14 protein-coding genes are annotated in these 12674 nt (G+C 60.6%); 9 read left to right on the top strand and 5 right to left on the bottom strand.

Annotation, left to right across the window (positions count from 1 at the left end):
• Positions 1–47: 47 nt before the first annotated feature.
• The 6 genes from BN1189_RS06460 to BN1189_RS06430 all read left to right on the top strand — a co-directional run bounded on the left by BN1189_RS06460 (position 48) and on the right by BN1189_RS06430 (position 4879).
• On the top strand, positions 48–689 hold the full coding sequence (locus BN1189_RS06460) for a PspA/IM30 family protein (RefSeq protein WP_040226663.1): 642 nt from the start codon (positions 48–50) through the stop codon (positions 687–689).
• Between the two features lie 209 nt (positions 690–898).
• A complete protein-coding gene (liaF, locus tag BN1189_RS06455) occupies positions 899–1600 on the top strand; it encodes a cell wall-active antibiotics response protein LiaF (RefSeq protein ID WP_040226662.1) in 702 nt (233 codons plus the stop codon).
• A 529-nt stretch (positions 1601–2129) separates the two neighbouring features.
• Positions 2130–2831, top strand: coding sequence for a cell wall-active antibiotics response protein LiaF (gene liaF / locus BN1189_RS06445; protein WP_040226662.1), 702 nt, complete (start codon positions 2130–2132; stop codon positions 2829–2831).
• On the top strand, positions 2828–3955 hold the full coding sequence (locus BN1189_RS06440; protein WP_082194161.1) for a sensor histidine kinase: 1128 nt from the start codon (positions 2828–2830) through the stop codon (positions 3953–3955). The genes liaF (BN1189_RS06445) and BN1189_RS06440 overlap by 4 nt, the downstream gene beginning before the upstream one ends.
• Positions 3952–4581 carry a response regulator gene (locus BN1189_RS06435; protein ID WP_040226661.1) on the top strand — a complete coding sequence of 210 codons (630 nt, stop codon included), beginning with the start codon at positions 3952–3954 and terminating at the stop codon, positions 4579–4581. The genes BN1189_RS06440 and BN1189_RS06435 overlap by 4 nt, the downstream gene beginning before the upstream one ends.
• 109 nt (positions 4582–4690) lie before the next feature.
• Complete coding sequence (locus tag BN1189_RS06430; protein WP_040226659.1) at positions 4691–4879, top strand: hypothetical protein; 189 nt, start codon at positions 4691–4693, stop codon at positions 4877–4879.
• A 215-nt stretch (positions 4880–5094) separates the two neighbouring features.
• Here BN1189_RS06430 and BN1189_RS06425 read toward each other — a convergent pair whose 3' ends face one another.
• From BN1189_RS06425 to BN1189_RS06410, 4 genes are all read right to left on the bottom strand, one after another.
• Positions 5095–5556, bottom strand: a complete 462-nt coding sequence (locus BN1189_RS06425; RefSeq protein ID WP_052455687.1) for a DinB family protein — start codon at positions 5554–5556, stop codon at positions 5095–5097.
• A gap of 141 nt (positions 5557–5697) precedes the next feature.
• On the bottom strand, positions 5698–5961 hold the full coding sequence (locus tag BN1189_RS06420) for a hypothetical protein (RefSeq protein ID WP_040226657.1): 264 nt from the start codon (positions 5959–5961) through the stop codon (positions 5698–5700).
• Entirely contained in the window at positions 5945–7750 is a 1806-nt protein-coding gene (locus BN1189_RS06415) for a mechanosensitive ion channel (RefSeq protein ID WP_052455686.1), read from the bottom strand. The genes BN1189_RS06420 and BN1189_RS06415 overlap by 17 nt, the downstream gene beginning before the upstream one ends.
• A gap of 111 nt (positions 7751–7861) precedes the next feature.
• Complete coding sequence (locus BN1189_RS06410) at positions 7862–8944, bottom strand: potassium channel family protein (protein ID WP_052455685.1); 1083 nt, start codon at positions 8942–8944, stop codon at positions 7862–7864.
• 141 nt (positions 8945–9085) lie between these two features.
• Here BN1189_RS06410 and BN1189_RS06405 point away from each other — a divergent pair, with 141 nt between their 5' ends.
• The 3 genes from BN1189_RS06405 to BN1189_RS06400 are packed head-to-tail and all read left to right on the top strand — an operon-like array spanning position 9086 to position 10440.
• Complete coding sequence (locus tag BN1189_RS06405) at positions 9086–9733, top strand: CPBP family intramembrane glutamic endopeptidase (RefSeq protein WP_052455684.1); 648 nt, start codon at positions 9086–9088, stop codon at positions 9731–9733.
• An 18-nt stretch (positions 9734–9751) separates the two neighbouring features.
• A complete protein-coding gene (locus BN1189_RS16020; protein ID WP_179860922.1) occupies positions 9752–9925 on the top strand; it encodes a hypothetical protein in 174 nt (57 codons plus the stop codon).
• A gap of 11 nt (positions 9926–9936) precedes the next feature.
• A complete protein-coding gene (locus BN1189_RS06400) occupies positions 9937–10440 on the top strand; it encodes a hypothetical protein (RefSeq protein ID WP_069201957.1) in 504 nt (167 codons plus the stop codon).
• Between the two features lie 262 nt (positions 10441–10702).
• Here BN1189_RS06400 and BN1189_RS06390 read toward each other — a convergent pair.
• Positions 10703–12674 (bottom strand): sensor histidine kinase (locus tag BN1189_RS06390; protein ID WP_040226655.1); only part of this gene is annotated, 1972 nt, incomplete at its 5' end.

The raw sequence follows: 12674 nt of genomic DNA, 5'->3' as shown, positions 1-12674 counted from the left end.
AGGACGGGCACGCACCCGTCCACCCGACCCCAAAGGAGGAATCCCCGATGAACTCAATCTGGAACCGGATCAAATACACCGTGCAGGCCGACCTGCACGATCTGCTCGACAAGAAGGAGCAGCACAACCCGATCGCGCTTCTGAACGAATATATCCGTGCGGCGGAAAAGCAGACCGATGCGACCGGCAAGCTGCTCGACCGGCAAGGAAAGCTGAAGCAGGAGCTGGAAAAGGAGCGGCAGGAAGCGGCTGCCATGCTTGAAAAACGGCGCGGCCAGCTCGAGCTCGCGGAAAAGGCCGGCGAAGAAGACCTCGCCGCATTCGCTCGCGATGAAGTGAAGGCGTACGGCACGCGCGTCGGCGAATTGGAAAACTCGATCCTCGACACCGACCGTGAGCTGCTGGCGCTTGAGCGGAAATACGAAGAAATGAAGCACAAAGTGAAAGACATGAAAGTCCGCCAGCTCCAGCTCATGGGCAAGGAAAACGCGACCCGCGCCCACCGCCGGATGGATGCGGTCATCCGGCCGGAAGACAACGGCTCGCTCGCATCCTACGGCGAGATGCAGGAATACATCGACGGACTCGCCGGCCGGAAGCAGCCGCAGCCCGAAGCGGACCGGTCCTCGATGGAGCGCCGGCTCGATGCGCTCACCATCATTGAAGAATGCGAGAAGGAATCCGTCTGACGGCGACATCCGCCGTAGAGTTTTGTACACTAAGGAAGGGGGCGGCGTCCCGCTTCCTTTCTTCTCATGAATGCGAAATGGGCGGATGCCGGCCGGGAAGTTGACACTCGGCCCGGGAAAGTTGACACCTGCCACCGGAATTTTGACATTCACCAATGGAATCTTGACACCCACCCATTCGAACCCCGCCCCGGAAGGAGGAGACACCCATGAATCGGCTGACGACCGACCAACTCAGATTCATCCTGATCGGCTTTTTGCTGCTTGTGTTTGCGGAGACGGTGTTTGCCCACAACGGCAGCATCATCTTTGCGCTGCTCGGCGGCGGCTTTGCCTATTACGGATTCCGCCAGCGCCAGAAGTGGATTCTCTGGACCGGGGTGTTTTTCTTCGGCATCGCGCTGTTTTCGCTCTGGAGCCTGCGGCTGCTCGTGTTCGGCGTCCTCGCCTATATCGTTTATCAGCTCTGGAAAGGCGTGCCGTCCGAGGAGATCACGCGTCCGCTCCGCGAAATGCGCGCGGAAACGCCGAACGGCATCCTTCGCAATCGCCTGTTTTCCGTCCAGTCGACGCCGTTTTCCGCATATGAATGGGAGGACCTCCACATCCAGGGCCTGTTCGGCGACCTGCACATCGACGTGACGGAAACGGTGCTGCCAAAAGGCACGTCCTTCATTTCAGTCCGGCAGGGAATCGGAAAAATCCGGATCGACGTGCCGTATGAAATCCCGGTGCGCGTCCATTACACGACGCTGCTCGGCGATTCCCGGCTGTTCGGCAAGCACCGGAGCCGGCTTGTCAATGAACAGCTTCATATGAAAGACGGCTACGGCCAGGAAGATCGGCCGGCGTCAGAGCTCATCATCACGGTGGCGACCTGGTTCGGGGACGTGGAGGTGTCGCGCAAATGAAATCGCTCATCACGCGCGGGCTCCTGCTGTCCGTCCTGTTCCTGCTCATTGCGGTCGGGGTCACATTCCTCCTCCTCGGCTATCCGGCAGAANAGCTCCAGCTCATGGGCAAGGAAAACGCGACCCGCGCCCACCGCCGGATGGATGCGGTCATCCGGCCGGAAGACAACGGCTCGCTCGCATCCTACGGCGAGATGCAGGAATACATCGACGGACTCGCCGGCCGGAAGCAGCCGCAGCCCGAAGCGGACCGGTCCTCGATGGAGCGCCGGCTCGATGCGCTCACCATCATTGAAGAATGCGAGAAGGAATCCGTCTGACGGCGACATCCGCCGTAGAGTTTTGTACACTAAGGAAGGGGGCGGCGTCCCGCTTCCTTTCTTCTCATGAATGCGAAATGGGCGGATGCCGGCCGGGAAGTTGACACTCGGCCCGGGAAAGTTGACACCTGCCACCGGAATTTTGACATTCACCAATGGAATCTTGACACCCACCCATTCGAACCCCGCCCCGGAAGGAGGAGACACCCATGAATCGGCTGACGACCGACCAACTCAGATTCATCCTGATCGGCTTTTTGCTGCTTGTGTTTGCGGAGACGGTGTTTGCCCACAACGGCAGCATCATCTTTGCGCTGCTCGGCGGCGGCTTTGCCTATTACGGATTCCGCCAGCGCCAGAAGTGGATTCTCTGGACCGGGGTGTTTTTCTTCGGCATCGCGCTGTTTTCGCTCTGGAGCCTGCGGCTGCTCGTGTTCGGCGTCCTCGCCTATATCGTTTATCAGCTCTGGAAAGGCGTGCCGTCCGAGGAGATCACGCGTCCGCTCCGCGAAATGCGCGCGGAAACGCCGAACGGCATCCTTCGCAATCGCCTGTTTTCCGTCCAGTCGACGCCGTTTTCCGCATATGAATGGGAGGACCTCCACATCCAGGGCCTGTTCGGCGACCTGCACATCGACGTGACGGAAACGGTGCTGCCAAAAGGCACGTCCTTCATTTCAGTCCGGCAGGGAATCGGAAAAATCCGGATCGACGTGCCGTATGAAATCCCGGTGCGCGTCCATTACACGACGCTGCTCGGCGATTCCCGGCTGTTCGGCAAGCACCGGAGCCGGCTTGTCAATGAACAGCTTCATATGAAAGACGGCTACGGCCAGGAAGATCGGCCGGCGTCAGAGCTCATCATCACGGTGGCGACCTGGTTCGGGGACGTGGAGGTGTCGCGCAAATGAAATCGCTCATCACGCGCGGGCTCCTGCTGTCCGTCCTGTTCCTGCTCATTGCGGTCGGGGTCACATTCCTCCTCCTCGGCTATCCGGCAGAACGCACGTGGATGCCGCTCATCGAAGACGAGCGGTTCGGCATGCCGCCGGCCGTCTGGATCTTCGCGGTCGCACTCGCGCTCGGGTGGTGCCTCGCCGCCTGGTCGTCGCTGCTCGTCCGCACGGCCGGAAAGACGGTCGAACGCCGGCTCGCCTCGGTTGCGGGCGGCCGCCATCCGGAAGAACCGGCAGCCGCCCTTCCGAAAAACACCGCGCGTGCACTCGCAGACGTCGAGGCGCTCATCGGCACCCAGCGCGAACGGCTGAAACAGATCTCGGACGAACGGGCCGAAACCGAGGAACAGCTCGTCCAGGAACGCCTCGTGCAGGAAAGGCAGCGGCTCGCCCGCGAACTGCACGACTCCGTCTCCCAGCAGCTGTTCGCCGCCTCGATGCTCCTGTCCGCGATGGCCGAAAAAGAACGGCTCGAACAGGGCGCCCCTTCAAAGGCGCTCGAACAAGTGGAAAAAACCGTCCAGCAGGCGCAGGTCGAGATGCGGGCGCTGCTCCTCCACCTGCGGCCGGCCGCACTCAACGACAAATCACTGTCGGACGGCCTCCGCGAACTGCTCCGGGAGCTGAGCGAAAAAGTCCACTTCACGATCCGCGGGCGCATCGAAGACGTCGAGCTCTCAAAAGGCGCCGAGGACCATCTGTTCCGGATCGCCCAGGAAACACTGTCGAACGCGCTCCGGCACGCGAACGCGACCGAACTCGACGTCCTGTTCGTCGAGCGGGACGGCCTCGCCATCTTCCGCGTCCAGGACAACGGCGTCGGATTCAAGGACGGCAACGGCAAAACCGGCTCTTACGGACTGCGGAACGTCCGCGAGCGCGCCGTCGAAATCGGCGGCACGTGCAAGATCGTCTCCGTCCCGTCCCAGGGAACGATCATCGAAGTGAAGCTGCCTTCCACCCCTCGCCCGGATATACCGGGAACGGACGGGGCGGAATCCGGCGGGTCAGGCGGCACGTCCGGCGGCGGGGACCGGATGGAACTTCTTATCAAAAATGAAACGGAGGGATCGCGATGATCCGGGTGATGCTGGCGGATGATCATGAAATGGTGCGGGTCGGGGTGTCGGCGTTCCTGCAGGTGCAGCCCGACATGGAGGTCGTCGGCGAGGCGGCGAACGGCCGGGAAGCGGTGGAGCTGGCGCTGCGGCTGCGGCCGGACATCATCCTGATGGACATGGTGATGCCCGAGATGAACGGCGCCGAGGCGACGGCCGCCATTATCCGCGAGTGGCCGGACGCGAAGATCATGGTCGTCACGAGCTTTCTCGACGACGACAAAGTGTATCCGGCGCTCGAGGCCGGCGCGGTCAGCTATATTTTGAAAACGTCGAAGGCCCAGCGGATCGCCGACGCCATCCGGGAAACCCTCGGCGGCCGGACCGTCCTCGAGCCCGAAGTGACGACGAAAATGATGCAGCGCATGCGCGGCGGCGAACGGGCGCTGCACGACGAACTCACCGCCCGCGAGACGGAAATCCTGCTCCTCATCGCCAAAGGCAGGACAAACCAGGACATCGCCGACGAATTGTTCATCGCGCTCAAAACCGTCAAAACCCACGTCTCCAACATCCTCTCCAAACTCGAAGTCGACGACCGCACCCAGGCTGCGGTCTATGCTTACCAGAACGGACTGGTAGAATAAGAAGAGACAGCAGGCCGGACGGCGCTTTTGAATCCGCCTCGTCGCCGCCAAGCGGCCGGGGGGATACCGGCGGTCCGGCCGATGATCAGTATGGAAGGTCGTGTATTTAATGAAGCAGAATTCCGCGCTCGTCCCGTTCGCGTTGATTTTCGTCATCGCCGTCATCATCATCATGAACCTCGTCTTCCCCGCCCTCGCCCTCCGCTGGAAAATGGTCGTCATCATCGCCATCCTCGGAATCGCCGGCGGACTGATCATGATGTGGTCGAAACGGCGGGGGGATGGCGGGGAGGAGTGAGTGGGGTGGGCCCGAGTGTGATCGGAGCGGGCTCGAGTGTGATCCGAGAGGGCGCGAGTGTGACTCCGAGAGGGCGCGAGTGTCATCGGAGAAGACGCGAGTGTTATCGCAGGAGGCCTGAATGTCATCCGAGAGGGCCTGAGTGTGATCGGAGCCATCCTCTGCCGCTCCGAATCCCTTACATACAAAAAAGGCCGCCCGCAGGCAGCCTTTTTTCATTTGCGCAGGATATGGGCGAAGGCGTTCAGGATGCCGGAGTGGATGCCTTCGTGCCAGGCGGTGAGCTGGACGAGGTCGTCGCCGGTTGTGAGCTGGCGTCCGCCGATGGTCATCGGCTTGGCGAGCGGCCGGTCGAGTTTCCCTTCCAGGGCTTCGGCGATGCGGCTTGTCTGTTCCTTCAGTGCGTCTATCAGTTCTTCGTTCGACGGGACGTCGCCGGACCAGTCGGCCGGTTTTGTCCCCATCCCGAACAGGGCGTTCCATTCCAGTTTCCGGATCTCATAGTCCGGCACGATCGCCTTCGTGAATCCTTCCTGCGAGACGAAGATGTGGCCGGCGTTCCAGCGGACGTTGTTGTTGAAGCCGTCCGGCCGGGCGTCCCAGTCCGCGCCGTCCAGTTTCTCCAGTTGCCCGAGCGTGTAGCCGCGGGCAAGTTTCATTTGTTCAATCGCTGACAATTCAATTCTCCCCCTGTCGTCTTTTGTCTTCTCCCCCATTGTCTCCGAGCCAAGCAGGAAAATGAAATGAAATGCCCGGCCGCAAAACCTACGAACAAACCGCCGCCCCTCCACGGGACGGCGGTTCGTCGTTCATTCAAGTCACTCCGGCTTGCCCGGGAACTCTTCGTTCGGGGCATGGGCGTTGTAGCCCTTGTCGGATTGCTGCTGGTTGCGCTGCTTGTCTTCATTTTCACCGAATGCGGATTCATCGTTCTTGCCGGTCTGATCATTGGCGTTTTCCCGGAACTCGTGGGTGTGGTCCGAGTCGGACGGGTCCGCGAGCGGCAGTTCACCTTCGTTGCGGTCGCCGCGCTGCGGGTCATAGTCGCGTTTGTTCGGATAATTCTTATGGTCTTTGTCCATGGTCGTCTTCTCCTTCCCCTTGGTCGAGCGGGCGGGTGAAGTTGGCGTCGTCGATGCCGGAGTCGTAACGGCCCGGTTCGGTGCCGCCCGTGATTCCAGTATCGGCCGGATTGGCGCCGGACATACCCGTTGCGCGATCCTTGCCGCGTTCTGCGCTCCGCTGCGCCTCGTGTTTGATATCCTGTTTCGTTTCGCGGGCTTCACGTTTTGACTGCTGAACGCCTTGCTTGGCCTGATGCTTGGCCTGTTCGGTTTCTGCTTTCATCTGCTGCTTTTCCTGTTCCCAGTCGGATTTCGTCACTTCGGTCTGCTGAATGCTCGTTTCCATCTTCGACAGATAGCGGGATGCATGTTCACGTCCGCCGAGGCCGAATGCAAGGCCGAATGCGAGCGCGAGGCCGCCGAGGATGAGCAGGAATGCCGTGTTGATGATCATCGGTGCGATGCCGAGCTGGCTGATCGCCATGAAGAAGGAGAATGCGAGAATCGCATACTTGGCGACATACCGGAGTACGCTCGGTTCGCCCGTCGAGCTCTTCAGGATGCTGCCGACAAACCGTTCCGCCAGGTTCGCGAGCCAGAAGCCGACGGCGAGGATGATGACCGCCGCGATGACCATCGGCAAGTAAGCGAAGATGGCCGTGGCGAGCCCGGTCATGAACGCCAGGTTCACGACCTGGAGAGCTTCCGAAACGAACATGACGATGACAATGATCTGGACGATCGTTCCGATGATGTTCGAAATCGAGAACGATCCGCTGCCGGAATTTTTCATGCCCATCTTGCCGGCAAGCGAGTTCAGGCCGAGGTTGTCAAGAAGGGACACGACAACGCCTTTGAGCCACTTGGCGAGGAACACGCCCGCAAGGATGAGCAGGACCGCGACGGCGATGTTCGGGATCATCGTGAGGATGTCATTTAGCATCGCGATCGCCGGATCCGAAATGCCGCGGATGTTCAGTGTTTCAAGCGCCGAGATGGCGACCGGAATCATGATCAGGATGAAGACGATCGTGCCGACCGCTTTCGCGAGGCTCGTCCCCTTCACATAATCCGAGATGTGCATGCGCTGGGCGAGTTTGTTCAGCCCTGCCGCTTCGAGGAACTTCGTCAGGATGTCGCGGACAATCTTGGCGACGAGATAGCCAACCGCAAAGATGAGCGCCGCGCCGATGAGGTTCGGGATGAAGTTCATGAAGCCGTTGAGCAATCCTTCAAACGGACCGCTGATGCCCCGAAGGTTCAGGGCGCTCAGGATCGCCGGGATGAACAGGAGAAGGATCAGGTAGAAGACGACGTTCGCCGCCGTGTCCACCCACTTGGACTTGTTCACATCCGCCGGTTCCTGCCCGGTCTTCGACAGGACTTTATTGAGGTTCACCTTGCCGCCGAGCATCTGGATGCCTTTTTTCGCAAGCGTGGCGAGGACCCATGCGACGAGCAGGATGAGGCCTGCCTTGATGACGCCCTTTACGAGTCCGGCGAAGCCTGCGAAGATTTCACCGAACGGCTGGGCGACCGCGCCCATGTTCACCATGTTGAAGAAGATCAGGAACGCAAGAAGCAGGACGCCCCAGAAGACGACCTTCGAAATGATCCGCGTCGGGGTCCATTTCGTCTTGTCCTTCGTCATGTTGACCCGTTCATCAAGACGGCCCTTTCGAAGTGCCTTGTGTACGACGTTCTCCAAAATTTTCGCGATAATGAAACCGACGATCAGGACAACGAGCCCCAAAAGTATATCCGGAATCCAGTCCAGATACCGGTTGTAATTCCACCCATCCAGCATGCTGCCAACCTCCTGTTTTTGTAGAATACTAATCTTGCTTGACTATTCCTACATTCGGCGGTTGGTAAACATTTTGGTTGCGGCGATCGTCTTGGGCGTTTTGGAGTGAGGTCAATTCCCCCATTCCGGGTTTTTATTAATCTCCTGTTCCTCCATCTCCGGCGTGCTGCCGCCGACCCGTTCGTTGAGGTCCCGGATGCAGTCATCGTCGCCGACGACGAGGAGGGTGTCGGCTTCCTCGAACGTCATGTCCAGTTCGGGGTTGCTGATCACTTCATCCCCCCGCATGATCGCAAGGAGCGTGAATCCGTAGTCCCGGCGGAGATGGGATTCCTCGAGTGATTTTCCGAGAAGCGGCGAATCCGGGGTGAGGCGGGTCTCCCCGACGACAAAATCCTTTTTGTCGGCGCGCATTAGATTGTTGATGTAATCGGTGCCGGCGGGTTTCAGGACCGACATGGCGAGTTCGCGGCCGCCGAGATTCGACGGATTGATGACCCGGGAAGCGCCCGCGCGCAGCAGCACTTCTTCGGAACCGTCCTTCTCGGCGCGCGCCGCTACTTTCAGGTCCTCGTGCATGCCCTTGGCCGTGAGCGTGATGAACACATTATCCGCATCGGAGCCGAGCGCCGTGATGAGCCCGCGGGCCTGTTTGATCCGGGCTTTCTCGAGGATCTCATGGTCGGTCGGATCCCCGATCAGCCGCAGCGTCCCCCGGTCGACCACTTCAAGCAGTTCTTCTTCATTGTCATGGACGCACAGGATCATGACGTCCTCGTCCTGGTCGCGGAGCTGGCGGTACACCTGCTGCCCGACACGCCCGAATCCGCAGAGAATGATATGGTCCTCCAACTTCTCGATTTCGTTGTTCATCTGTTTTTCCCACACTTTCTTCGACAGCTGTTTTTCAATCAAATAAGAAGCCGCGGTGCCGAGGCCGTACGTCACGATCCCGGCGCCGAGAGGCACGAGGAACAGCGCAAACCGCCTGCCATCCTCCGTCACCGGATACATATCCCCGTACCCGATCGTCATGACGGAGATGACCGTCATCCAAAGCGAATCAAAGAAGCTCAAGTCCTCCAGGAACATGAACCCGACAATCGCCGTGCCGATCAGCACGAGTGTGGCCGCCGACAGGAAGATCAGCCGCCGGTAGCCGACCGGGATATCCAGCCATCGCTTCTTGAACATGGGCATTCCTTCTTTCCCGGTTACTTAATCTGAATTTACCCCCGTTGCCTGTTTGCTAACCGGTCGGGCGGCTTCTTTCGAAGGCATCGGGAAACTCTGCGCCCCGGCGTTCGTCTTATGAAATTAAAGGGGGGTGGCGTTATGCGGCGGGGACTCGTTCTGGTGATTGCGGGGATTGCGGTTTTATTGTGGATCGAGCAGGGGCTCGGCGTGTCTTACGTATGGAAGACCGCGGCGAAGATCGGCCTGTTCCTCGTCCTGCCCCTCCTCGTTTTCCGCGGGGAAGCCCGGCACGCCGTCCGGTTCCGGGAGACGGATCCGAAACGGCTGAAGACGGCCATTCTCCTCGGAGCCGGTGTCATGGCGGTCGTATTCGGGTCGTTCATCGCTCTCCGCGCGTTCATCGATACGGACGCACTCGTCGGCGACCTCGCCGACCGGGTCGGCGTGACGGGGACGGTCTACCCGTTCGTCGCCCTCTATATCCTGCTCGGCAATTCGCTGCTCGAGGAATTCTTTTTCCGCGGCATCCTGCCGGCGCAGTTCCGCGGCCGGCCGCGGCTCGGCCTGATCATCCCGCCGCTCTTGTTCGCAGTGTACCATGTGGCGATTTTCCTGCCATGGTTCAGCCTGCCGATCCTCCTGCTCGCGGTTCTCGGACTCGCCGCGGGCGGCGTCCTTTTCCAGCTCGTGAACGGACGCGGCGGAACGATCCTGCCGTCCTGGACCATCCACATGGCGGCCGACCTGGCCATCCTGATCATCGGCGCCTATCTGATATACTCGTAGGAAAAGGAGGGGATGAGAATGAAAATGCAGCAAACGTGTGAGTCGGAGGAGCAACTCTTCCACTTCGAGAGGCAACTCTTCCACTTCGAGGCGAAACTCTTCCACTTCGAGGGCCAACTCTTCCATTTCGCGGCCCAACTCTTCCATCTCAGAATGAATTCCACCATCGGCCCTGTCGAGGCGGCGGCATGACGGCGTGGGGCATGGCCTTCCGGCGAAAAATCATCGCGGCCTCCGTGGCCGGGGCGGCCTACGCGATCCTCCTCGGCCTGATTGTGCCCAACCCGTTCGGCGAAGCCATCCGCTCCGGTCTGGATTATGCACGGCTGTTTTCCCTGAGCATCCCGGTTTATCTTCTGTACAGCTTCCCCGTCATCCTCATCTACGGTGTTCCCGCATCGCTGGCAGCGGACTATATCGCCGGAAAACTGGCCGCCCGGACCGGGAAGCGGAAGGCGGAACCGTGGCTGTCCGGCCTGCTCCATGCCGTGTTCGGCCTTCCCCTGCTCTGGTACGGCGCGGCGGCGGGACTGCTCGGATTTGCGGCGGACCGGCTGCTCCGGAGACGAAAGCAGCGTTACCGCTGGCACGAACCGCTCTCCGCACTCTTCATCCCGCTGCTCGTCTGGTTGTTCTTCATGGGGATCATGTATGTGCGGGAGCTGCCGGAACAGCTCCCGGTGCTCTTGCAGGCCGCAATCGGATGATGACACCCTCCCCATTGCAGGCCTTCATCAAAAAGAAAGAGATGAGAATGCCGCAAGCGGAGGGGCAACTCTTCCACTTCGGAGGCGAACTCTTCCACTTCGAGGTCCAACTCTTCCATCTCGAGGCGCAACTCTTCCACTTCGAGGCCCAACTCTTCCATCTCGAGGCGCAACTCTTCCATCTCAAAACGAACCCCCCTCTACCCAAACCAAAAAGGAACCCCCGCCCGACCAGGCAGGAGTTCCTTTTTCCATTCCTTCATTAAACACCCGGCACGGTGACGGTCACTTTGAACAGGTCGCCGTCGAGGTCGATCGTCATTGCGCCTCCGTGGAGGTCGACGATCGATTGGGCGATGGCGAGGCCGAGGCCCGAGCCGTCGGTGTGGCGGGAGGCGTCGCCGCGCTTGAAGCGTTCGAACAGGTCGTCCGCGCTGTCGCCGAGTTCGTAGCGGGAGACGTTTTTGATGCTGAAGCGGATGTCGGGCGGCGATACCGGCGTCGGCCCCGGCAGCGTGTCGAGCGAGATGTACACCCGCGTGCCCGGCATCGAGTACTTCAGCGCGTTCATGAGCAGGTTGTCGATGACGCGCCACCATTTCTGTCCGTCGACGGACGCCGGCAGCGGGCCGTCCGCCAGGTTCGTCCGGAACTCGAGGCCGGACGCGGTGATTTCTTCATTGTGCTCGGCGATCGCCTGGCGGATGAGCTCGACGAGGTCCACCCGGCGGCGGTCGAGTTCAATGTTGCCGGTCGCCATCTTCGACACGTCGAACAGGTCGTCGATGAGCGTCTTCAGGCGCTGGGACTTCCGGTCGAGCACCCCGACATACTCCGCCCGCTCCTCCGACGTCAGTTCCGGATTCTTCAGCAGGTCGGTGTACGTGATGATCGATGTGAGCGGCGTGCGGAGGTCGTGGCTCACATTCGTGATGAGCTCCGTCTTCAGCCGCTCGCTCCTCGCCTGCTCGGACATCGACAGCTCGACGCCTTCGCGCAGCTTGTTCAGATCGGCGGCGTGGCGGGCAAACACGGACTTCCCGCTCACCGGCACTTCTTCCGCGTAGCGGCCCGAAGCCAGCCGGCCGGTCGAGTCGATGATCCGGTTGAGGTAGCCGGTCCGCCGGATCATGAGCAGCAGCACCGGCAGCGCGATGAACACGAACAGCGGCAGCCAGACCGCGAACAGATACGGCATGAGCGCGGCCCCGCCGAATCCGACGCCGGCCAGGAAGACGACGGCCAGCAGGATGAGCACCTGCGTGCCGAGCTTCCGGTTCAGGAAGAAGTGCCGTGCATCCTCGGCCGCTTTGCGGATGTACGCCCCGTCGAGGTCGCGCTCGATCCGGCCCGGCTCGGTGAATCGCCGGTACAGGTTCACGGCCATGAAGACGAATGTTGCAAAGGCGAGAAGGTAAAGCAGCAACTGGAACTGGTAGAAGAGTTCGCCGAACCGGTAACCGATATTGGGATTGCTGACGAACGTCATGAACCGCGCCCTCAGTTCTTCGCTGCTCATCAGCCCGACGATCGCGGCGAGCCCTGCGCCCGCGACGGCAATGTCGATCGGCAGCCGGCCGAAGCGGGCGACGAGCGGGTTGTCCGTCCACGGCGCCGCCCGGAATTTGAAGACGGTGAGCGCCAGGACCGCGGCGAGCAGGCCGGCAATCCAGAGGATCGAGTAGGCGGTCCGTTCGGCCTTGAACTGCGCGTATCCCCAGGCGAGCGTGTCTTCGTTGTGGTAGACTCCGTCCCACACTCTCTGCGAGGCGTCTTTCAGCACGGAAGCCGGCACGGTGACGACTCCTTCGAATGTCCTTACTTCGTCGGGGATCATTCCGGCGACGTTCCCGCTGTAATCGAGGTCGTCCGCGAGCTGCGAGGCCCGCAAGTATCCGTTTTCCTTGTTGAAGTCCCACTGGTACACCGAGTTCTCGCCGACGCTGCCGCTCCGGTACGTTTTGCCGGTCTCGGTGTCGGTCAGTTCATAGGAGAACGGGCGAACAGTGTCCCTAAATGAATTCATATTTTCCTTGAGCTGGTACATGTATTGATCGATGTCTTTCGCTTTTTCGGCCCGGACTTTCTTGGCCACATGCTCATCGTCCGAGAAGTTTTGCCGGATGTCGTCCAGCTTCCCGTCGCGCTCCTCGGTCAGCGCGTTCTTCTCCTCGTCATTTTCCGCATTTGCAATCCGGTCTTCATATTGGATCCGGATCGAGTCCAGCTGGCTG

Source organism: Bhargavaea cecembensis (genome assembly GCF_000826125.2).
GTDB lineage: Bacteria > Bacillota > Bacilli > Bacillales_A > Planococcaceae > Bhargavaea > Bhargavaea cecembensis_B.
The sequence above is the reverse complement of the archived record's forward strand: the minus strand, read 5'-3'. Positions and strand labels throughout refer to the sequence as shown.